23 protein-coding genes and 1 tRNA gene are annotated in these 22670 nt (G+C 33.9%); 22 read left to right on the forward strand and 2 right to left on the reverse strand.

From position 1 onward, the window contains the following. The 9 genes from guaA to MVY38_RS07645 form a co-directional block, all read left to right on the forward strand. A partial coding sequence (gene guaA / locus MVY38_RS07605; RefSeq protein ID WP_297484905.1) for a glutamine-hydrolyzing GMP synthase occupies positions 1-870 on the forward strand: 870 nt, incomplete at its 5' end. 130 nt (positions 871-1000) lie between these two features. Further along, positions 1001-1642, forward strand: coding sequence for a uroporphyrinogen-III synthase (locus MVY38_RS07610; RefSeq protein ID WP_297484907.1), 642 nt, complete (start codon positions 1001-1003; stop codon positions 1640-1642). Positions 1643-1709: 67 nt separating this feature from the next. Then, positions 1710-4262: an ATP-binding protein gene (locus tag MVY38_RS07615; RefSeq protein ID WP_297484909.1), complete on the forward strand. Its 2553-nt coding sequence runs from the start codon at positions 1710-1712 to the stop codon at positions 4260-4262. A gap of 299 nt (positions 4263-4561) precedes the next feature. Next, the gene (purD, locus tag MVY38_RS07620) at positions 4562-5827 is read left to right on the forward strand and encodes a phosphoribosylamine--glycine ligase (protein WP_297484911.1); all 1266 of its coding nucleotides are present in this window, start codon (positions 4562-4564) and stop codon (positions 5825-5827) included. Positions 5828-5840: 13 nt separating this feature from the next. Continuing rightward, positions 5841-6290, forward strand: coding sequence for an RDD family protein (locus tag MVY38_RS07625; protein ID WP_297484913.1), 450 nt, complete (start codon positions 5841-5843; stop codon positions 6288-6290). Next, complete coding sequence (lptD, locus tag MVY38_RS07630) at positions 6283-8451, forward strand: LPS assembly protein LptD (RefSeq protein ID WP_297484915.1); 2169 nt, start codon at positions 6283-6285, stop codon at positions 8449-8451. Before MVY38_RS07625 ends, lptD begins: the two co-directional genes overlap by 8 nt. Before the next feature lie 86 nt (positions 8452-8537). Then, positions 8538-10715, forward strand: a complete 2178-nt coding sequence (locus MVY38_RS07635) for a polyribonucleotide nucleotidyltransferase (protein WP_297484917.1) — start codon at positions 8538-8540, stop codon at positions 10713-10715. A 137-nt stretch (positions 10716-10852) separates the two neighbouring features. Beyond that, positions 10853-11167: a F0F1 ATP synthase subunit C gene (locus MVY38_RS07640; protein ID WP_297432082.1), complete on the forward strand. Its 315-nt coding sequence runs from the start codon at positions 10853-10855 to the stop codon at positions 11165-11167. 74 nt (positions 11168-11241) lie between these two features. Further along, positions 11242-11325 (forward strand) — tRNA-Leu (locus MVY38_RS07645). A gap of 9 nt (positions 11326-11334) precedes the next feature. On the opposite strand, the gene MVY38_RS07650 is transcribed toward MVY38_RS07645, so the two are convergent. Further along, positions 11335-11592, reverse strand: a complete 258-nt coding sequence (locus MVY38_RS07650) for a hypothetical protein (RefSeq protein ID WP_297484919.1) — start codon at positions 11590-11592, stop codon at positions 11335-11337. 63 nt (positions 11593-11655) lie between these two features. Between MVY38_RS07650 and cysK the strand changes: the two genes are divergently transcribed. Genes cysK through MVY38_RS07665 form a run of 3 tightly spaced genes read left to right on the forward strand, consistent with a single transcriptional unit; the run spans position 11656 to position 13602 of the window. Then, positions 11656-12579, forward strand: coding sequence for a cysteine synthase A (gene cysK / locus MVY38_RS07655; RefSeq protein WP_297484921.1), 924 nt, complete (start codon positions 11656-11658; stop codon positions 12577-12579). After that, entirely contained in the window at positions 12572-13153 is a 582-nt protein-coding gene (locus MVY38_RS07660) for an aminotransferase class IV family protein (protein WP_297484923.1), read from the forward strand. The genes cysK and MVY38_RS07660 overlap by 8 nt, the downstream gene beginning before the upstream one ends. After that, the gene (locus MVY38_RS07665) at positions 13147-13602 is read left to right on the forward strand and encodes a hypothetical protein (RefSeq protein WP_297484925.1); all 456 of its coding nucleotides are present in this window, start codon (positions 13147-13149) and stop codon (positions 13600-13602) included. Before MVY38_RS07660 ends, MVY38_RS07665 begins: the two co-directional genes overlap by 7 nt. A 16-nt stretch (positions 13603-13618) precedes the next feature. Here the strand turns inward: MVY38_RS07665 and MVY38_RS07670 are convergent, their stop codons facing one another. Beyond that, positions 13619-14521, reverse strand: a complete 903-nt coding sequence (locus MVY38_RS07670; RefSeq protein WP_297432073.1) for a LysR family transcriptional regulator — start codon at positions 14519-14521, stop codon at positions 13619-13621. Positions 14522-14648: 127 nt separating this feature from the next. On the opposite strand from MVY38_RS07670, the gene MVY38_RS07675 reads away from it, so the two are divergent. From MVY38_RS07675 to MVY38_RS07720, 10 genes are all read left to right on the forward strand, one after another. Beyond that, a complete protein-coding gene (locus MVY38_RS07675; RefSeq protein WP_297484927.1) occupies positions 14649-16697 on the forward strand; it encodes an ATP-dependent helicase in 2049 nt (682 codons plus the stop codon). Next, positions 16694-17515: a tRNA pseudouridine(55) synthase TruB gene (gene truB / locus MVY38_RS07680; protein ID WP_297484929.1), complete on the forward strand. Its 822-nt coding sequence runs from the start codon at positions 16694-16696 to the stop codon at positions 17513-17515. Before MVY38_RS07675 ends, truB begins: the two co-directional genes overlap by 4 nt. Beyond that, positions 17509-17742, forward strand: coding sequence for a carbon storage regulator CsrA (csrA, locus tag MVY38_RS07685; RefSeq protein WP_297484931.1), 234 nt, complete (start codon positions 17509-17511; stop codon positions 17740-17742). Before truB ends, csrA begins: the two co-directional genes overlap by 7 nt. Positions 17743-17746: 4 nt before the next feature. Then, complete coding sequence (locus MVY38_RS07690) at positions 17747-18544, forward strand: 4-(cytidine 5'-diphospho)-2-C-methyl-D-erythritol kinase (protein ID WP_297484933.1); 798 nt, start codon at positions 17747-17749, stop codon at positions 18542-18544. Further along, on the forward strand, positions 18537-18989 hold the full coding sequence (gene smpB / locus MVY38_RS07695; protein ID WP_297484935.1) for an SsrA-binding protein SmpB: 453 nt from the start codon (positions 18537-18539) through the stop codon (positions 18987-18989). The genes MVY38_RS07690 and smpB overlap by 8 nt, the downstream gene beginning before the upstream one ends. Continuing rightward, a complete protein-coding gene (locus MVY38_RS07700) occupies positions 18989-19858 on the forward strand; it encodes a M23 family metallopeptidase (RefSeq protein WP_297484937.1) in 870 nt (289 codons plus the stop codon). The genes smpB and MVY38_RS07700 overlap by 1 nt, the downstream gene beginning before the upstream one ends. Continuing rightward, on the forward strand, positions 19855-20454 hold the full coding sequence (locus tag MVY38_RS07705; protein WP_297484938.1) for a tetratricopeptide repeat protein: 600 nt from the start codon (positions 19855-19857) through the stop codon (positions 20452-20454). Before MVY38_RS07700 ends, MVY38_RS07705 begins: the two co-directional genes overlap by 4 nt. Continuing rightward, a complete protein-coding gene (locus MVY38_RS07710) occupies positions 20455-21177 on the forward strand; it encodes a Nif3-like dinuclear metal center hexameric protein (RefSeq protein ID WP_297484940.1) in 723 nt (240 codons plus the stop codon). A gap of 26 nt (positions 21178-21203) precedes the next feature. Further along, complete coding sequence (locus MVY38_RS07715; protein ID WP_297484943.1) at positions 21204-21920, forward strand: zinc ribbon domain-containing protein; 717 nt, start codon at positions 21204-21206, stop codon at positions 21918-21920. A gap of 2 nt (positions 21921-21922) precedes the next feature. Continuing rightward, a partial coding sequence (locus MVY38_RS07720; protein WP_297484946.1) for a glycosyltransferase N-terminal domain-containing protein occupies positions 21923-22670 on the forward strand: 748 nt, incomplete at its 3' end.

The raw sequence follows: 22670 nt of genomic DNA on the forward strand, positions 1-22670 counted from the left end.
GGTGGTGTTGATAGTTCTGTTGTTGCAGCAATGCTCTATGAAGCAATTGGTGAGCAACTTGTTCCTGTCTTTGTAGATAATGGACTTTTAAGAAAAGGTGAGAGAGAGCAGGTAGAACAAGTCTTTAAAATTAATCTTAAAGTTCCTTTGGTTGTTGTTGATGCAAGAGAGAGTTTCCTCTCAAAACTTGCAGGCGTTAGTGATCCTGAGAAAAAGCGTAAAATTATTGGACATACTTTTATAGAAGAGTTTGAAAAAGAGGCTAAAAAGCATGATGGTATTAAATTTTTAGCACAAGGGACACTTTATCCTGATGTTATTGAGTCTATCTCTGTAAATGGACCGTCTGAAGTTATTAAATCTCACCATAATGTTGGTGGACTTCCTGACTGGATGGATTTTGAGCTTATTGAGCCGTTGCGTGAACTTTTTAAAGATGAGGTGCGTAAAATTGGACTTGAACTAGGTCTTCCAGAATCAATGGTAAACCGTCATCCATTCCCTGGACCGGGACTTGCAATTCGCATTATGGGAGATGTAAATCCTGCTGATTTAGATCTTCTTCGTGAAGCAGATGTAATTTTACTTGATGAGTTAAAAGCAAGTGGATACTATGCAAAAACATGGCAAGCATTCGCAGTCTTACTCAATGTAAAATCTGTTGGTGTTATGGGTGATAACCGTACTTATGACAATACAGTATGTGTGCGTGTTGTTGAAGCGGTTGATGGAATGACAGCAACATTTGCACACCTTCCACATGATTTACTTGAGCGAATTTCAAGAAGAATTATCAACGAGGTTGATGGCATAAACAGAGTAGTTTATGATATATCTAGTAAACCACCAGCAACAATAGAGTGGGAATAAATTGAGAAAAATTTTGGTTCATCTTGAAATGATTGAGGTATCAGCATAGTTTACTATGCTTCAACCTCAAAACATTCCAATCTAAATCAAACTTTTTACAATTTACATTTTTGAAGAAAAATTGAATTTTATGACTAATAACAGACCAGTTTATCTCTTTTCCATATCCTCTCATCCTGATGCAGTGAGTGTTAATTCTCTCTCTATCACTTTTTTACAGCCTAACATTGATTTTTCAAAATATGATGCTTTTATTATTACTTCCAAACAAGCATCAAAGGCATTAGGGCAGTATCAAACGCAGTCATTTCAAAATATTCCTGCACTTTGCGTTTCAAAGGCAAGTGCTAAAAGTTATGAAGCAATTGGTGGCAGGATTTTAGATGTTGGTGAAGGATATGGCGATAATTTAGTACAAAAAATACAAAAGTATCCTAAAAATATGCGCTGGCTCTATTTGAGGGCAAGAGTAGTTGCTTCTGATTTTGTTTCTATTTGTAAAAAAGAGGATTACCTTATAGATGAAGCTATTGTTTATGTGAGTGAGTGTTCAAAAGATATTCTTAATGTAAAGGTAGCAGAAGAGTCAATATTAATTTTTACATCTCCTTCTAGCTTGGAGTGTTTTTTACAAACACATACTCTCTCTAAACGCAGTACTCTTATTGTTATAGGAAAAACAACGGCAAAGGCAGTTCCAAAAGGGATTGAGTATCATATTAGTGAAAAAACTACCATTGAGAGTTGTGTAGAATTGGCAAAAAATATCTAATAATATAGATTTTTAACACTTTCTTAAGTGAAAATTAAATATGCTTCAAAGAAAAATAGGGATGAACATGAAATATGTGATATTGATGTTCTTTGTTATGTTTAGCACTTTAGATGCATCAACATATGTAAGAAGTATACGCTTAGGCTCTTTTTTGGCAGAGCATCCAGCCAAACAAACACTTGAAAAGGCACAAAAATTTCTTTATTCTAATAAAGAAATGCGAATGTATCAAGAGAAGTATAATTTTCATTTTAAGATAATTAAATCAAATAAATACTATATAGTAGTCCTAGAACCAATAACAGATAAAGAAGTTGTGCAAAAGTTGTTGGATACTTTACGAATAAAGTATAAAAGTGCATATCCTAAAAAAATAAAGCCTTTACCTGCAAAAGTACAAAAAATAGCACCTGAGAAAATAGAAGTTAATATTCCTAAGATAAAGAAACCTGTAATAGAAAAAAAAGTTACGGCAGTGGTTTCTAAGATTCAGGTAAAACAAAAAGTTGTAAAAAAAGAGAAACCCGTTGCAGTTGTAGAACCTCAAAATTTTAAACTTAGAAATATAATTATTGTGTTGTTAATCATTGGTCTAATAATTGTAGCATTGCTTATTATTGTCTTGGTTTTAATGCGTAAAATTAGTGCGTTGAAAAATGAGAATGAGACAATGTTATTTGAATTGTCTAATAAAAATCGTAAGCTAGAATCAAAAGAGAAAATGCTTTCACATGTTAGTCATGAATTGCGTAACCCTATTGCTTCAGTAATGGGTCTTAGCCAATTGATTTTAGAAAATGAACTGCCAACTTTTCAAAAAGAGAATGTACAAAATATAGAACAGTCTGCAGAGAAAGCTCTGGAAATTATTGATGATATATTAAATATTTCAAAGATAAATGCGGGTGAGTTAAGGATAGAAAATAGAGAATTTAACATTAATTCTATGATAGAACATGTGTTGAGTACAACATATTTGCAAGCTAAACAGAATAATATTGATGTTACATTAGAGGTAGAAAACGGTGTTCCTGCAAATATTATTGGTGATTCACTGCGTTTAGGGCAGGTTCTTGTCAATCTTCTCTCCAATGCAATCAAATTTTCTAAAGATGGAAATATAAATTTAAAAATCAGAAAAAAAGAGACACTTGCGCAGAGTATAATTTTAGAATTTAGTGTTATAGATGATGGTATAGGAATGACACAAGAACAGCTTGGAAAAATTTTTAAATCCTATTCACAGGCTGATGTTTCAACATCTCGAGAGTTTGGTGGTACTGGTTTAGGGCTTTTGATCTCTAAAGAGTTAGTGGAAAAAATGGGTGGAACCATAAAAGTACGCAGCCAAAAAGATGTTGGCACTACTTTTGTCTTTACAATAGAAGTAAGAATTTTTGATATTGACAACAATCGCCATTATCACCTTCCCTCTAAAAATTATCTCAATAAAACTATTTTGATTGTAGAAAACTCAAATAAAAATGTGATTGCACTTTTACGTGCTTTCCGTTATTTTCGATATAAAACGCATGTTGTCCCATCTTTAGATACAGATATGATTAACGGTACAATGAAGTATGATGTAATTGTTATTAATCAGGCACAAATTAATGAAAAATCAATTGAAAATCTTCAAAAAATGTGCTTTAAAAATAAATCAAAGAGCAAAATTATTTTAACAACATATAGATTTACAAAAATTGATGATATTCTTATAGATAAACTTGATATATCTGGTTTCTTAAAAATACCTTTTACACAACAAAATGTATTAGATACACTTGTTAGTATGTATGGTGCCAAGGAACTAAAAACAGAAGTAGATGTAAATGCATCAAAAGAGAAGATACAAGAGATCTCATTAAAGAAAATACTTGTTGCAGAAGACAATAAATTAAATCATAAAGTATTGGCAAGTCTTTTGGAAAAAACAGGAGCAGATATTAGTTTTGTGACAAATGGACAAGAAGTCATTAATTTGATTAAAAAATGCAATAAATATAATTTAATTCTTATGGATATTGAGATGCCTGTTGTGAACGGGTATGATACTGCAATAGAGATTAGAAAGGATGCTGCAAATGATTCTATACCTATTATTGCTCTGAGTGCCAGAACTGAACAAGAGGCAAAAGATAAGGCTTTAGCAGTTGGTATGCAGGGATATATTACAAAGCCTATAGTGTTAGATGATTTTTATCAAAAAATCTATGATGCCTTATCAGATAAAATAGAGATCAATATAGATAAAAGTGTAAAAAAAGAGGATGAAGAGAGTGAGTTGGCAACACTCAAAGAGTTAGGAAAGTTCGAAGGAGAAAAAGATTTTTATAAATCTTTACTGCGTGATTTTCAAACAATGTATGCAAGCTCTGCTGAATCATTTAACAAGATGATAAGAGAGAAAAAATATAAAGATGCAATTATGTTGGCACGAGATTTAAAAGATGTCTCTCTAAATATTGGCGCATATTCAGTTTGTGAAAGCGTTGCATCTTTAGAATATGAGTTGGAACGCCAAGAATATCCTAAAATATTAAAAGCATTTCAAAATTTTGAGGCACATCTATTACGACTTTTAAGTGAAATTGAGCTCTATGTTGATGAAAAATAAAAATAAATCAAGTATCTTTTTAGTATAATAACATTATCTGAGTAGTGCGTGTCAACACATCAATGCGGGTTCTACATATACAAATTGTGAATTAGTAAGATTGTCGTGTGTCGATGATTTCGTTTGAGGTATGTTAACTCTACCGATGAAACTGTCGCCGTTAGACAATTTTCTCTTCACCCAAATTCGGCTTTTAGAACCAAGCCAACGTGTGACGGCTACTTGGATACTTTTTATGAAAGGTTTACTTGCTCCATTATGATGGATTGATTAAACTTTTTATTTTATTTGGAGAATTTATGAAAATATTAATTTTGGGAAGCGGTGGTAGAGAGTATTCTATTGGTCGTGCTATTAAAAATGAGCAAGAGAAACATGAACTCTTTTTTCAGCCTGGAAATGGCGCTACAAATGAGCTTGGAGAGAATATTGCTATTAGTGATTATGATGAACTTGTTGCATTTGCAAAAGAGAATGAGATAGACTTAACAATAGTAGGGCCGGAAGCACCTTTGGTTGATGGCGTTGTTAATATATTTAAAGCAAATGGGCTTACAATTTTTGGACCATCTAAAGAGGCAGCCCAACTTGAGGGTTCAAAAGTTTATATGAAAAACTTTTTAGCAAAGTATAATATTCCTACTGCGAAGTATATTGAGAGTGATTCTATTGAAGAGTTGTTTAAATTTACAAATAGCTTAAGCATTCCAATAGTTGTTAAAGCAGATGGACTTTGTGGTGGAAAGGGCGTGATTATTGCTCAATCACATGATGAAGCAAAAAAAGCTATTTCTGAAATGCTTAGTGGTAAAAGCTTTGGTGACGCAGGTAAAAAAGTAATTGTTGAAGAGTTCTTAGACGGTTATGAACTTTCTATGTTTGCTGTATGTGATGGTAAAGACTACATCTTGCTTCCTGCTGCGCAAGACCATAAACGTATTGGCGATGGAGATACTGGTCCAAATACAGGTGGAATGGGAGCTTACGCACCGACACCACTTGTTGATGAAGTACTCTACCAAAAAGTGCGTGATAGAGTTATCCGTCCTACTCTTGATGGTATGCAAAAAGAGGGTGCACCATTTGAAGGTGTACTTTTTATTGGAATTATGGTTGTCAATGGTGAGCCAATAACATTAGAGTTTAATGTACGCTTTGGTGATCCCGAGTGTGAGATTTTAATGCCACTTATGACATCTCCTGTTTCAGATATGTTCTATAAAGCGGCTACAAATCGTTTAGCAGATATAAAAGTAGAGTTTTCAGATCAGTATGCTGTTGGTGTAGTAATGGCAAGTGAAAACTATCCTTATGGCTCTTCAACTCCGGCTGAAATCATTTTAGATGAAGTAAAACATGAAGATATTGCAAATAATACACATATTTCTTTTGCTGGTGTAACGCTTGAAGATGGAAAACTCTATGCGACAGGTGGACGTGTTTTAGTCTGTATTGGCTTGGGTGACAGCATTAAACAAGCACGAGATAGAGCATATCTGAGATGTGGTCAGGTTCACTTTGCAGGGAAAAAACTCCGTACAGATATTGCTTACCAAGCACTTTAGGAAATGAATAACTTTGAATGAAAATATAGAGAATTTACTCCATCGTGAGAATTTAACGCTAGCATCTATACAAAAGAGGGCTTTAGCATTTTTTATAGATGAAATATTACTCTCTTTTTTATTGGTTATTGCGATGTCTGATGCTTTTACAAATGCTAAGACTATGCAAGATATTATTATAGTAACGAACAGTTATCTTTTTGAATATTTACTGATGAAAATCGTTTATCAGACATTTTTTGTGATGCAGTATGGTGCGACACTTGGGAAGTTAGCGGTTAAAATACGAGTGATAGAAATAGCAACTTTGGCTAATCCAACTTTTGTAGTTTCTCTTAATCGTGCTATTTTTAGAATAATAAGTGAAATGCTTTTTTATCTTGGGTTTTTATGGGGAGTGATGAATCCTACCCGTCAAACATGGCATGATAAAACTGCAAAAACTCTGGTAGTAAATGCTTAAACTTCTTCTTCTCTTTTTTATCTTTTTTTTATCTTGTGTAAATGCAGACGACAAAGTAGCGATTTACGCTACAAGGCTCAGCAGTAAAAATGGTACGATAGAGGCGAGTGGAGGGGTAAGTGTTGCTTATAAAGATTATCTTTTAACAGCTAAAAGGGCAACTTATAATCGTAAAACAGGAGATTTGGAACTTTACGATAATATCCGCATTGATAACAAGGGTAAATATAAAATTTTAGGAAACTATGCAAAATTAAATATTGCTAAAAAAGAGAAAAGTTTTCAGCCTTTTTATATGCTTGATAATAAATCTCAAGTTTGGATGAGTGCAAATAAGGGCGGTAGTAAGGATGAAAATATTCATATCTCTTCTGGTGTTGTGAGTGGCTGTAACCCTATAAACCCACTCTGGACAATGGAATTTAGCTCATCTGATTATAATTCCCAAACAAAATGGGTTAATTTATATAATGCAAGACTTTATATTTATGATATTCCTCTGCTTTATACACCTTATTTTGGATACTCTTTAGATACTACAAGGCGCACGGGTTTGCTTACTCCAGCTTTAGGGCTTTCTAGCTCTGAAGGGTTTTATTTACAACAACCTCTCTACATTGCCGAACAAAACTGGTGGGATTTGGAGCTATTGCCTCAAATACGAACAAATAGAGGAGCAGGAATTTATGAAAATTTTCGTTTTGTAGATTCTGCAACATCAGATGGTGAATTTCGAGCAGGTTACTTTAAAGAAAAAGATGCATATTTTCAAGACAATAATTTACGAAATCAATCCCATTTTGGATTTAATTTTAAATATAAAAACAGCGATTTTCTTAACCAGTGGTTTCATAAAAATTATGGAGGACAGTCTGGTATATATGTAGAGTTAAACCATATGAATGATGTTGATTACATTAATCTTAGTTCAAATGATACGATAAACCAGACAACAGCAACACAAATTCTCTCAAGAGTGAACCTTTTTTACAATACAAATGAGAACTATTTTGGTACATACTTGAAGTATTACGAAGATTTGACACTTCCTTCAAATGATGAAACTCTGCAAAAAATTCCTACACTACATTATCATCACTATTTAAATACATTATTAAAAAACCATCTACTTTATTCTTTGGATGTTCAAGGGAATAATATTTATAGAAAAAAGGGTAAAAAGGTTATTCAAACAGATATTAATCTTCCTATAGCGTTGCAAACTTCACTCTTTGATGAGTATCTAAATCTATCTTATCAAGCAAATCTCTATCTGCAACATTCAAGTTTTTCTGGAACGCCTACAACTGCTTCTAAAAATTCTACCTACAAAACGGGCTATTTTGCTAGAAATTATCATACTCTTGCTGCTTCAACCCAATTAACAAAAAGGTATAAAAAATATACGCATGTTATTGGAATGGCTATGAGTTATAATCAATCGTCTTGGGAAACAAAAACTGGATATTATAAAGATGTAGCTGATTATTGTTCTAAGTCTGAAAATAAAGCTGATGCACGGTGTGAATTTTACAATTTAAGTGACATAGAAAATGCTGCTAAAATTGACTTTACGCAGTATCTTTATGATGATGCACAAAAAGAGATATTTTATCAGAGACTTTCACAAAGAATTTCATACTCAAATTCTCAACAAAGATATGGAGAGTTGGAAAATGAGCTAGATTATACGGTAAACAGTTACTTTTCAATTTATAATAATATGTTTTATAATTATGATAAAAATAGATTTTCAAAGATATTTAATAAAATTAGCTTGCATGATTATGGTTTAAAGCTTTCTGCTTCACACCTTTTCAAAGATGATTTTTTGCCAGAGACTCTGAATCATGAAAGATATACAAGTTACTTAACAACATCTCTTAATTATGTCTATTCATCTCATTATTCGTATAATGCAAGTTACAATTATGATTTACAAACACAAGAGAAAAAAAGTGCTTCAATTGGTTTTATGTATAAGAAAAGATGTTGGGATTTTGGGATAAAATATACTGAAAACAATAGACCTATTTTGACAAATAGTACAACAAGTAAGTCGTCAGTGTACGATAAATATATCTATTTAACAATAGTTTTAAAACCATTTATGAAACCTCGTGCCAATAACTCTTTTCTTACATATAAATTAGCGAACTAAAGGGGATAATAATAGTATGAAAAAGATATAATTGTTAAGAACTTTTAATGATAAAAAATTTAAAAAAAATTACTAGAGGAAGATAGATGAAATATGATGTGAAATTAGAATTAGAAAACAAAACTGAAGAGTACTCTTTTGGATATGTTGCAAAACAGGCAAATGGAGCAGCATGGCTAAAATCTGGTAAAACAGTAATACTCGCAACAGTTGTTATAGATGAAACAGAGATTGTAAAAGATGACTTTTTACCACTTACTGTGCAGTATATAGAAAAAACATACGCTGCGGGTAAAATACCAGGCGGCTTTTTTAAGCGTGAAACAAAGCCAAGTGATTTTGAAACTTTAACTTCACGAATTGTTGATAGATCTCTGCGTCCGCTTTTTCCAAAAGGATTTGGACATCCTACACAGGTTACAATTATGGTCTTTAGTGCTGATGTTGATTCAGATATGCAGGTACTTGCACTAAACGCAGCCTCAGCTGCACTCTTTACTTCAGACATAAATATTAACACAAGTGTAAGTGCTATTCGTGCTGCCAAAATTGATGGTGAGATAGTTCTTAATCCTAGTTTGAGTGATTTGAAAAACTCTACACTTGATTTGTATCTCTCCGGTACAAAAACTGACCTGCTAATGATTGAAATGCGTTCAATTGGGAGTGAAAAAATAGATGTAGAAGATACCTATGAACCAATGTTAGACCCTTTAATGGATCCAAGCCTTGGTACAATTGTTCTTGATACGCATGTCTCAAATGCAATGAGTGAAGATGAACTTATAGAAGTGTTTGCAAAAACAGAGAAAGCTCTTTTTGCTGCAAATGCGGAGTATGAAGTCTCTTTTGGAGTACATCAAAAAGAGTTACAGGCACTTGATTTGAAAGAGGATGCTCTTAATGAGGAGATGCTTTTGTTCGTAACAGACCATCATATGCAAGACATCGATGCAGCTATAAAACAGATGGCAAAATCTGAACGCTCAACAGCACTAAGAAATTTACGAAAAAGAATTTTAGAAAATAACAGTGAATGGGATGAATTAGAACTTAAAGCTGCTATTGAGTCGGTAAAAAAAGAGCGTGTGCGTGCGCAGATATTAAACGATAAAGTACGAGCTGATGGGCGTGCTTTAAATGAGGTACGACCAATTACAATAGATACAAATGTACTTCCAAGTGCACACTCTTCATGTCTTTTTACTCGCGGTCAAACGCAGGCATTGGTAGCACTTACAATGGGTGGAGCAAAAGATGCGCAGATGTTTGAATCACTCACAGATAGTGGTACACAAAATGAAAACTTTATGGTACATTATAATTTTCCAGGTTTTTCAGTGGGTGAAGCATCACCTGTTATGGGAACAAAAAGACGAGAACTTGGTCATGGAAATCTTGCAAAGCGTGCTTTGGAGCCTGTTATTAATCTTGATGGACAAACAGTGCGTTTGGTTTCAGAAATTTTAGAATCAAATGGTTCTTCTTCTATGGCTACAGTATGTGGTGGCTATATGGCACTTAAAGCTGCAGAAATAGAGACAAGTGATACTATTGCCGGTATTGCTATGGGAATGGTAAGTCGTGAAAATGAGTATGCAATTCTTTCAGATATTATGGGGCTTGAAGACCATGATGGAGATATGGACTTTAAAGTAACTGGTTCTAAAGATGGTATTACTGCTATGCAGATGGATATTAAACTTGGTGGTATTAGTTTAGATATTTTAAAAGAGGCACTTTATCAAGCAAAAGAGGGGCGTTCTCATATTATTGACATTATGCTAGAAGCAGAGAAAACAATTGAATATAATGATGGTGTTCTTCCTGCAACAGAGTTTTTTCACATTGATCCAGGATTTATTGGTGAGATTATAGGACAGGCTGGAAAAACTATTCGTGAGATTATTGAAAAATTTGAAGTTGCCATAGATATTGATAAAAAAGATGGTAAAGTAAAAATTACCGGTAAAAATAAAAGTGGTGTACAGGGTGCAAAAGAGCATATTCATGGAATTGTAAATGCTCCTAAAAAAGAGAAAATAAAATATGAAGTAGGTCAAAAATATGAGGGTGTTGTAAAGCGTATTGTTGATTTTGGTGCTTTTGTAGAGCTTCCTGATGGAACAGATGGACTGCTTCATATCTCTAAAATTTCTAAAGAGAGAGTACAAAATGTCTCTGATGTTTTAAAAGAAGGACAAAAAGTCACAGTAGAAATATTGGAATTTAAGGGAAATAAAATATCTTTAGGTCTCGCATAAGAGTTAATTTAGTAAAAGTTTTATATAATTCGACTATCAATTTCTAGTAGGGAAATCTGGGCATTTATGTTTAGGTTGCTTCATCGTTGATGGGGTTACGCTATCCGAACGGGTTGTAATTATTTTAAGGAAACATTATGAAAAAAATTCTTTTTCTTTTAGTAGCTCTTTCAGCTGCTGCATTCGCTAACGACGGTGACGTTGCTAACCAAACAATCAAAGCTTACTCTATGATAGCTGCTGGTGTTGGTCTTGGTTTAGCTGCATTAGGTGGAGCTGTTGGTATGGGTCATACTGCTGCTGCAACTATCGCTGGAACTGCTCGTAACCCAGGTCTTGGTGCTAAACTTATGACTACAATGTTCATCGCTCTTGCAATGATCGAAGCACAAGTTATTTATGCACTAGTAATTGCGTTAATCGCACTTTACGCTAACCCTTACTTAGGTTAATCTTTTAACGATAAAATTAAGTAAACCTCTGTTCAACTCTTTTTGAGTTGGACATTTTATACCACTTTTTATATGCGCAGGTGGTGGAACGGTAGACACGCAACGTTGAGGTCGTTGTGCCTTAGGGTGTGGGGGTTCAAATCCCCCTCTGCGCACCATACATTTTATTAAATCTCACTATTTTTCCAAGCTAAAATTGCTTCATTTAAACTCTCAAAACCACTCTGATTTCCTATAATGAAAATTTCATCAAAAATGTAACAAGTTACTCGTGTATTTGGTTCTAATAAAAAGACCGCATACTCATTTTCTTCATTATAATCAGTAGATAACACACGCATTGTATCAATAATATCGCCTACCTGAGGAACTGCGTCATACTCAACGCCAACCAATTTTTTTCCATTACTGCTGTATATAGCCATTTTTAACCTCTATTTTTAGTATAATAATGATACGATTATACTAAAAATAGAGGTAATTATAAAATGAAGATTGCAAAAAATATAACTGAGCTGGTGGGCAATACACCACTAGTAAGGTTAAATACTCCATCTGCGCTTAGTGGAGCTACTATTTTAGGAAAATGTGAGTTTATGAATCCCACAAGTTCTGTAAAAGATAGAATAGGTTTTAATATGATTAGACGAGGAGTTGAAGCAGGTCTGATTCAATCTAACACTACAATAATAGAACCGACAAGTGGTAACACAGGAATAGCACTTGCGGCAAATTGTGCTGCACAAAACTTGAAACTTATTTTGACTATGCCTGATTCAATGAGCATAGAGAGACGAAATCTACTAAAAGCACTTGGCGCAGAGCTTGTACTTACTCCTGCAGCAAAAGGGATGAATGGGGCAATTGCAAAGGCAGAAGAACTTCAAAAAGAGACTCCAAACTCTCTAATACTGCAACAGTTTGAAAATCCTGCAAATCCAGAGATACATGAGCTTACAACGGCAAAAGAGATTTTACGCGATACAGATGGTGAAGTAGATGCTTTTATAGCGGCTGTAGGGACTGGTGGAACACTTACTGGCACATCAAAAGTCTTAAAAGAGCATAATGCCAACATAGCAGTTTTTGCAGTAGAACCTTCTGCTTCAGCTATTCTCTCAGGAGAATCTCCATCTCCACATAAGATTCAAGGTATAGGAGCTGGATTTGTTCCTGCCATTTTAGATACACACTGCTACGGTGAAGTAATAAAAGTGAGTAATGAAGATGCTATAGAGACAGCGAGAATGTTAGCTAATAAAGAGGGCTTGCTTGTGGGCATATCTGCAGGGGCAAATGTATATGCTGCGATGCAAGTAGCACAAAGGGAAGAATTTCAAAATAAAACTATCGTTACTATTCTTTGTGATACTGGAGAAAGATACCTAAGTACAGAACTTTTTAGTGAATAAAAAGCTTTTAGAGACGATAAAAGTAGAGGATGGTAAGATTTTTAATCTGCCATACCATCAGCTGCGTTTAGAGCGTGCTCTAGTAAAAAATGTACTGCGTTTAGATGAGATTTTAAATCCTCCAAAAGAGCAGGGAGTGTTTCGATGTCGGCTTGTTTATGATGAAGAGAGTTATGCAATAGATTATTATCCCTATACTAAACGCAGCGTTGAGACATTGAAGCTTGTTTATGATGATACAATAGTTTATGATAAAAAATATCTTGATAGAAGTACTTTAGAGAAGCTTTTTGCTCAAAAAGCTATTGCAGATGATGTTTTAATAGTAAAAAATGGTTTTATTACAGATACTACGATAGCAAACTGTGCCTTTTTGTATAAAGGTGAATGGTTGACACCTAAAGAACCTCTACTTATGGGTACAACACGGGCTCGTTTACTTGATGAAGGCAAAATCAAAGAGGCACAAATTAGTGTGGATGATATAATAAAATTTGAGGGTATGGCTTTGATGAATGCTATGATAGATTTTGATATAATACGCTATAAAAAAATAGAGGATATAATTTGTTAGAAAAGATAATTCAAGATGAAGATTTTGGCGGCTTAATGAAGAAAAATATTCAGGATTTAATTATTTTATTCTTTGAAAAAGAACAAAATTTTGGAATACTGTGCAAAATTGAAGAGATTTCATTTAATCCTGAACTTCCCGAAGATATAAATAGTGAGTTTAGACCACTAACACTCTTTTTCCTCGCAGGTTATACATTTGAGACAGCTCGAATTGAAGATGGCTACCTTGTTTTTGAGGCTGGTTTTGGAAGTGATAATTTTGGAAGTATTGTAAGTGTACCACTATTGAGCATTATTCAAGTGATTGTGGATGAGACACCAGTCCTTATTAATCTAGCAGTACAAACGCAGCACGAAGAAAAAACGACTAAGACCGATGAGAGTGGTGTAAAGAACTCAATGGCTTCATTTTTGTCAAATCCAGAGAATTCTAAGTTTCTAAAATAAGGGAAGAGCTTCCCTTTTATACTCTGTGTAGAGATAAAAGGTAGTTGACTACATTGTCAACAAAGGCATCATGCTTTCTCTCTTTAAGATAAGCGATGTAGAAATGTCTTGTAATTTTATGATTTTTGAGTTTTGCTTCAAAAAGTCTTCCCTCTTCAATTTCAGATTTAATAACATGGCGTGACATAATTGAAACAAGAGGTCTCTCTGCATTTTTATCAGCATGCATTATTGTCTCTTTTATTGAAGTTGGACTTGTAAGGACACCGATTACATTGAAATTATTACAGTTTACACCTAACTCTTCAAAAGTTTCAGCAGTTAAGCGTCTTGTATGTGAATCTTCATTTCTGCATATCCAATCAAAATCTAATAAATCATCAGCACCAACATGTTTTTTTATAGCTTGGTTTGAAAAGAGAACTAGCTCATCTTCTACCCACTCTCTATAAATAATCCCATCTCTAAATATTGGTGATTCAATAAGGGCAACATCTATTTTCTTATCTTCAAGCTGGTCGATGATTTTTTCTGAAACATCAACATTCATAAATACTTCATTGCCAATACGTTTTTTTATTTCACCAAGATAATTTGGAAGGACATAGTTGCCAATAGAAAATGAAGAACCCATAACAAAGGTAAACTCTTTGTTAATGATTTTTAGTAAATCCTTTTCACTTGCTTGTATTGCTTTTTCAAGTCTTTGTGCAATTCTATAGAGGTCTTCTCCCTCTTTTGTAAGTACAATTCCGTTTTTCTTTCTCTCAACAATTTTGGTGTCAATATACTCTTCTATAAACTTGATTTGTTGTGTCACAGCAGGCTGTGAAATTCCCAGTTTTGCTGACGCTTTTGAAAAACTCTTCTCTTTGATAACCATCAAAAAAGTTTGTAATTTAGCAAAATCTCTTAACATAATAATTCCTATAAGTAATAATAATATCAAAATTATAACTCAATATTATAATTATTGCAATAGTTTTGTGATAATTTCAAATTATTTTGTTATAATATTATTAATTTGAAGTTAATAGTGGTTGTATATGGAAAAAATATTTAATAAATTAAACGAGTCACAAGCAAACGCAGTCAAGCAAACAGAGGGTCCTGTACTCATTTTAGCAGGGGCAGGGAGTGGGAAGACTACTACAATTGTTTCGCGTTTAGCATACTTAATTGAAGTAGTTGGTATCCCTGCATCCAATACTTTGACGCTGACATTTACAAATAAAGCAGCAAAAGAGATGAAAGAGCGTTCCCTTGCAATGATAGAAAATATTGCTTATCCTCCTCTGCTTTGTACTTTTCATAAGTTTGGCTTATTATTCTTAAAATTTAATATCCATCTTATAGGAAGAGCAAATAATTTTGTTGTGATAGATACGGATGATAAAAAACGCATCATTAAAAAGATAAATTCAGAATTACCAACGCCACTTATAGCAAGTGAAATTTCAAGATATAAAAATTCACTCCTCTCTCCTGATGATGCCTATAAGCAAACGGAACTTTTTAACTATAAACAGATAGCAGAGGTTTATGCAGAGTATGAAAAGTATCTCAAAGAGAATAATCTTGTTGACTTTGATGACCTAATCGCTATTACATATAGACTGCTTGATGAAAATCCTGAACTTGCAAAGGCAACTTCTGAGCGTTATAAATACATAATGATTGATGAGTATCAAGATACAAATGAACTGCAACTAAAACTTCTACAAAAGCTTTGTAGTTCTCACAATAATCTCTGTGTTGTGGGTGATGATGACCAGAGCATTTATGGTTGGCGTGGTGCGAATATTAGAAATATTATTGAGTTTGATAAAGACTTCAATGGTGCAACAGTATTTAAACTTGAAGAGAACTACCGTTCTCGTTCACCTATTTTAAAGGTGGCAAATGCACTTATTGAACACAACCGTTCACGCTTAGGCAAAAAGTTAATTGCTACAAGAGGAAGCGGTGAAGATGTTACTATTTTAAATTCCAATGATGAAAATGAAGAGGCAAGAAAAATAGCACAAAATATTCAAAAACTTTTAGATGCTGGTGTGCGTGCAAAAGAGATAGCTGTTTTGTACCGTGTTAATGTTCTCTCTCGTTCTATTGAAGAAGGTTTAAATCGTTCTGGTATAAATTACAGGCTAGTAGGTGGACTTCGCTTTTATGATAGAGCGGAGATAAAAGACCTTATTTCATATATTAGAGTCATTACAAATCCTCATGATGATTTCTCTTTAAAAAGAATTATAAATAAACCAAAGCGTGGTCTGGGAAAAGCAAGTATAGATAAAATTGAACTGGCTGCTAATGCACAGGGAAGTTCAATTTTTCAATATATTAAAAATGTAGATGTCAAAGAGCTAGAAGCTTTAGTAAAGAAAAAAAATACGCTTACCTTGAAAACTTTTATGCAAAGTTTAGAAGATGTTGCTGCAGCTACAAAAGAGTCTACTTATGATTTTATAGATATATTAGAAGAGACTTTTCATGTCAAAGATATATATGCAAATACACAAGATGCACAAGAACGCCTACTTAATATGGATGAATTTTACGGACTCTTTCGAGACTTTATCAAAAAATCTCCAGAGGCGACTTTAGATGAGTTTTTAAATGAATTAACACTACAAAGCGAGCAGGATCAGGTTGAGGGTGAAAGTATATATATGATGAGTATTCACGCTTCAAAAGGCTTGGAGTTTGAGCATGTTTTTGTGATAGGAATGGAAGAGGGCTTTTTGCCACTTGTTGGAGAGGGTAGTGACCTTGAAGAGGAGAGACGCTTAGGCTATGTTGCCTTTACCCGTGCAAAAGAGACGCTTACTCTTTGTCATGCCGCAAGTCGTTTTTATAAGGGGCGTAGAAGTGACTTGGAAAAAAGTAGATTTTTTAATGAAGCGGGACTTTGTGAAGGCTCTTTAATAGTAGAGAAAAACACTGCGTTTAAAAAGGGTGACCTTGTTCGTCATAAAATTTTTGGCACAGGTCGAGTAAATGGCATTAGTAAATCTGGTAGAGAGTTTAAATTAAACATTAATTTTGCTGGAACAAAACGAGAGATACTGGCATCATTTGTTGAGAGATTATGAACCGACTTATAGTTGCATATAAACCCTCAGGAATTGGTTCAAATAAATTTCTCTATAGCCTTAAACGCAAGTACTCAGAGAAAAAGGCTGGTTTTGCAGGGACACTGGACCCTTTTGCAAAAGGAGTTTTACTTGTTGGTTTTGGTTCGCATACAAAACTTTTTCGCTTTTTAAATAAAACACCAAAAACATACCGTGCAACACTTTGGCTTGGTGCAAAGAGTGATACTTTAGATAGTGAGATGATAAAAGACATTGAAATCTTACCAGAGTTGTCACAGCAAAAAGTAGCAGAGGTTATTCACTCTTTAGAGGGTGATTTAGAGTATGAACCACCTATCTTTAGTGCTAAGCGTATAAACGGTGAGCGTGCTTATGATTTGGCTCGTGCTGGTAGAGAGGTTGTTTTAAACAAAATAAACTCTACAATTTATAAGACAAAGCTTATTCATTATGCACATCCCTTTGTAACTTTTGAAGCAACGGTGAGTGAGGGGACATATATTCGTTCTCTTGGATTGATTATTGCACAAAGACTTGGCATAGAGTTTGGTTCTCTTACTATGCTTGAACGGCTTAATGAGGGACAGTTTTTTTATGAGAATGAGAAAGCCTTAGATATAAAGAGCTCTCTTAATATCCCTCAAAACTATTATTTGGGTGATTATGATAATATTAGATATGGAAGAGTTCTTGCTTTAGAAGATTTCAGAGTACAAGAAGCAGGAACTTACTGGATTGATAATGGTAACTACATCTCTGTTGTAACACTAAACGCAGCAGAAGTAAAATATGAATTAGGCAGGATAGAATGTTAGTATTGGCAAGAAAAATAGATGAATCTATTGTTATTGGGGACAATATTGTCGTAAAAGTAATTGCTGTGGAAAATGGTGTCGTAAAACTTGGCATCGATGCTCCAAAAGAGATCTCTATTATGCGTAGTGAACTTTTAGAAGAGATTGTAAAAACAAATAGGGCGGCTATGGGCAACTCCGATGAGAATGACATTACAGCTATTTCTAAATTGTTAGGAAACTCATAAGATTATGAAAAAATACAGGGCTTTTGCAAAGGTAAATATATTTTTAAAAATAACTGGGATACGAGATAACTACCATGAAATAGTTTCACGATTTATGAAAGTAAATAATCTCTATGATGAGCTGTGCTTTGTCTCTAAAAAAGATGTTTCTGCAACATCTTCTGAGTTTAAAATTATAGGTAATTTTTCATGTGATACAGAACAAAATACAATATATAAAGCCTATGTTGCTCTGCAAAAAGTAACTTCTAGTGAAGCTTTAGAAAATTTGATGCGTACTCATGCTATAAAAGTTGAGAAGAGTATTCCTGCCTTTGCTGGACTTGGTGGGGGAAGCAGTGATGCGGCAACTTACCTGAAAATGTGTAATGAAGTGTTGCATTTGGGCTTGAGTCTTAACGAACTTGCTGTGATTGGTCTTGGAGTAGGTGCAGATGTGCCGTTTTTCATCTATGGTTATGAAAGTGCTAATGTCAGTGGTATTGGTGAGGTTGTGGAGCAGTTTGATGAGCCTTTGCTCTCTTTTGATATTTTTACTCCTAATATAGAAATTAGTACACCAAAAGTTTACAAATCATATAGAGAAAATTTTTATAATCCTATTGATGGATTTCAAACGCAGTCACTTAAAAAGATGAGTTCTCAGGCAATTTTAGAAAGTATGACTCCACAAGAAGCAAATGACCTTTTTGCGCCAGCACTCAAAGAGTATCCAGCGCTAGAGAGTCATTACAGAGAAAATTATTTTTTTAGTGGAAGCGGAAGTAGTTTTTTTAAAGTAAAAGAGGACAACAATGGGTGAAACAATAGCAAAAAATAAAAAAGCATATCATGACTATTTTATTGAAGAGAAGTTTGAAGCGGGAATTGTTTTAAGTGGAAGCGAGGTCAAAGGTTTGCGTGCTCATAGAGCAAATCTTAAAGATAGTTTTGTACGCTTAGTGAGAGGAGAAGCGTTTTTGTTTAATGCCCACATTGGGAGACTAAACACTACGCATCACTATTATGGGCATGAAGAGAGAGGCACACGGAAGTTACTTTTACATAAAAAGCAGCTGCAAAAGATGGAAAAGGCAGTAACTCGTGATGGCTATACAATAGTCCCATTGCAACTTTATTTTAATGATAGAAATATTGCAAAAGTACAAATAGGCATTGCAAAAGGGAAACTTTTACATGATAAACGCAATGACTTAAAAGAGAAAGCACAAAAGAGAGATATTGCAAGGGCAATGAAGGATTACTAATGAAGTATCTACTTGTTTTTTGTCTATTAATCTCCTCTTTATCTGCGTTTAGTGCTCGTGTGACAAATGATGAGGTAGCAAGAGGAAGCACTGCGTTTGTAGAACTTCATGCGACACCTCACATAAAATATTTAGATATTGTGTTTGATAAAAAGAAATTTTCTATTTTTAAACATCCTTTGAAAAAAGGGTACTATTTTGCTTTAGTCCCGATTTCATATTATGAGCGTGTTGGCAGTAAAAAGATGGAAGTTGAATATCTAAACGTAGGTAAAAGAAGAGAACATTCACTGCGTTTAGATGTGCTTGCAGGGGCATATAAAAAAGAGCAGATAAAAGTTTCAAGTAAAAAGGTAAATCCAAAAGCAACAAGTGTAAAAAAACGCATAGCAAAAGAGTATAAAGAAGCTATGCAAATTTACAACACTGTCGATAAAAAGAGTTATATCTCCAAGAAGTTTATTTTACCACTTGAGAGTAACATTACAAGTCCCTTTGGAACAGCTAGAGTATATAATAATTCACTCAAAGGTTACCATAGCGGTACAGATTTTCACGCAAAAATGGGAACACCCATAAAAGCTGCAAATGATGGTCGCGTTGTTTTAGCACGGAAAAGATTTTATTCTGGCGGTACGGTGATTATAGATCATGGAGAGGGAATTTATACCTGCTATTTTCATTTGAGCAGTTTTAAAGTAAAAAAAGGTGCGCTTGTCAAACGCTCAGAAATAATTGCACTCTCAGGAAAAAGTGGCAGAGTGACCGGGCCACATCTACACTTTAGTGCAAGAATTGATGGGGTGCAGGTTGACCCTTTGCAGTTGATTACACTACTAAACAATAATTTATTAAAAGGAAAAAAATGACACTATTTCAACTCTTAATGCTTGGTGCCTCGGCATTTTTTGCATATAAAATTTATGAACATATTCAAACACTTCAAGATCCACAAGAGAGTGATGTGAAAGGTGATACACCTAGAACAGCAGAAGCTTTTTCAGCGTTTGATGCTTCATCTTTGATTGATAAAGCAGATGAAGAGATGCAAAAAGGTGACTTGCAAAAAGCACTTGCAATCTACTCAGAAGCAAATATTAAGGCACCTAATAACCCTGAAACACTTTTTAAAATGGGATATACTCTTGGGCAGCAAAATAGAGATGATGAGGCACTAGAGTATTATAAAGAGGCTCTTGCACTTGATCCTAACAATAGCTACATACATCAGGCGATGGCATCACTTTATAGAAAAATGGCTGCGTTTGAAAAGGCAAAAGATCATTTAGAAAACTCACTTTCACTTGATGCAAACAATCCTATTACATACTACAATTATGGAAATCTACTTGTTGATATGAAAGATTTTGATAGAGCAAAAAAGATGTATGAAAATGCACTGCGTTTAGATGCCAATATGAAAGAATCACAAGAAGAGTTGGACAAACTTACAAAGGAAGCCTAGATGAAAATAAAAGAAATTTATGAATTTTTAGACAAACTCTCACCTTTTAACCTGCAAGAGTCTTGGGATAATTCTGGACTCTTAGTTGGTGATGTTGAAGATGATATTTCACATATTGCACTCAGTATAGATGTGGATGAAAAACTTATAGATTCTTTAGAAGAAAATACACTTTTAATTACCCATCATCCTATTATTTTTAGTGGATTAAAACAGTTGAATTTTTCAAAATATCCTGCAAATTTAATTCAAAAAATGATTCAAAAAAATATTTCAAATATTGCAATGCATACAAATTTTGATCAAACACACCTTAATGATTATGTAGCAACGGAGGTCCTTGGTTATGAAATTAAAGAAAAAGATGGATTTGTTGCTTATCTTGATGTAGATGAAGATTTTGATGTTTTTGTGAAAAAAGTATCGGCTGTGTTTGGCATTAAATGTGCAAAAACTGTAAAATGTGCAAATAGGGTAAAAAGAGTGGCATTAACGACTGGTTCGGGCTGTTCTTTGATGCGTAGTTTAGACGCTGATTGCTTCTTGACAGGGGATATTAAGTACCACGATGCTATGGAGGCTAAAAGTATAAAACTCTCTTTAATTGACATCGGACATTATGAAAGTGAGTGCTTTTTTGCCCAAATTTTACAAAAGCATTTGAAAATTTTAGGTTTAAAAGTTATAATTGCGTCATCAGAAAACCCATTCACATATATTTGATATATATTTAAGCCCAAAGGACACCAATGAATAAACATTTACAACAGTTAATCGACCTTTCAATTATAGACAAAGAAATTGATGCATTTGAACCTCAAATTGAAGAAGCGAACTACAATTATGAAGCTGCACTTGCAAAAACAAAAAGTATTGAGTCAGATATTGAAAACTTAACGAATGAGATAAAAGACGAAGAAGTTAAAAAATCAAAAAATGAGCTTCATCTTGCAGAACTTTCTCAAAAACTTGAAGAGAATGCAAAAAAAAGTTCAGAAGTAAAAACTGAACGAGAGATGAAATCTTTGCAACTTGAAGAAGAGATTGCAAAAGAACAAGTGACATTTGCCAATGAAGAGATTCAAAGACTTGAAAAAATCATTGAAGCAAAAAAAGAGCAAATAGAAGCGGCAAAAGGAACACTCGAAGAGTTGAGTGCAAATCTTGAAAAAGTAAAAGCTGATGTTGATACAAAATTAGAAAAAATTAACAACGAAAGACAAGAAGTTTTCAAAAAGAAAGAGAAACTTTTATCTGAAATAAACCAAAAAGGTTTAGCTTTCTATCAAAAAATCCGTCGTTGGGCTAAGAATACGACTGTTGTTCCTGTTGAAGACCAAGCATGTATGGGTTGTCATATGGTTATAAGCGATAAAGTTTACGCTGATGTAATCAAAGGTGAAGACATTACAAACTGTCCTCACTGTGGACGTATCCTCTATATGAAAGCGAATGAAGAAGAGTAGGCTTGAAGCCTTTTTTTCTTTTCTACTATATTTTAAGTGTTGTGCTCTTTTTAGTGGCACTCCCACTTATTATTATTCTTTCGTTTAAACAAAAATACAAAGAGTCGATACCCTCACGCTTTTTTCTTTTTAAAAATCCACCTTTTAAAAATTCTCAATCTATTTGGTTCCATGTATGCTCACTTGGTGAAGCACGAGCGTTGAAGCCTATTTTAGATAGATTAAATGAAGAGAAAATTGTCATTACAACGATTACACAAACGGGGCAGGATGAAGCAAAAAAGTATGATGCTGAAATTCGCTACCTGCCTTATGAGATGTATCTGCCTTTTTGGATAAAACCACAAAAGAAGCTTATTGTTTTAGAGGCAGAGTTCTGGTATATGCTTTTTGTTATGGCTCATGCTAGGGGTGCAGAGGTGATATTTTTAAACGCAAGAATTTCTGATAAAAGCGTTGATAAGTATATGAAATTTGCATGGTTTTACAAAAAACTTCTGGCAAATGTTTCTACTTTGTATGTGCAGAGTGAAAATGATAAAAATAGGTTCTTGGCACTTGGTGCAAAAAATATTGAAGTGATTGGAAATATTAAACTCGCAGGTGAGATTAAAAAAACTTGTGACTATGTGAAACCTGATTGTGAGCTAATAGTAGCAGGAAGTACACATCCAGATGAAGAGGAAAGTGTATTGGCTGCGTTTAGTAGCTATAAAAGTGCAAACAGCGGAGCAAAACTTGCTATTGTTC

Source organism: Sulfurimonas sp. (assembly GCF_027056685.1).
Taxonomy (GTDB): Bacteria; Campylobacterota; Campylobacteria; order Campylobacterales; family Sulfurimonadaceae; genus Sulfurimonas.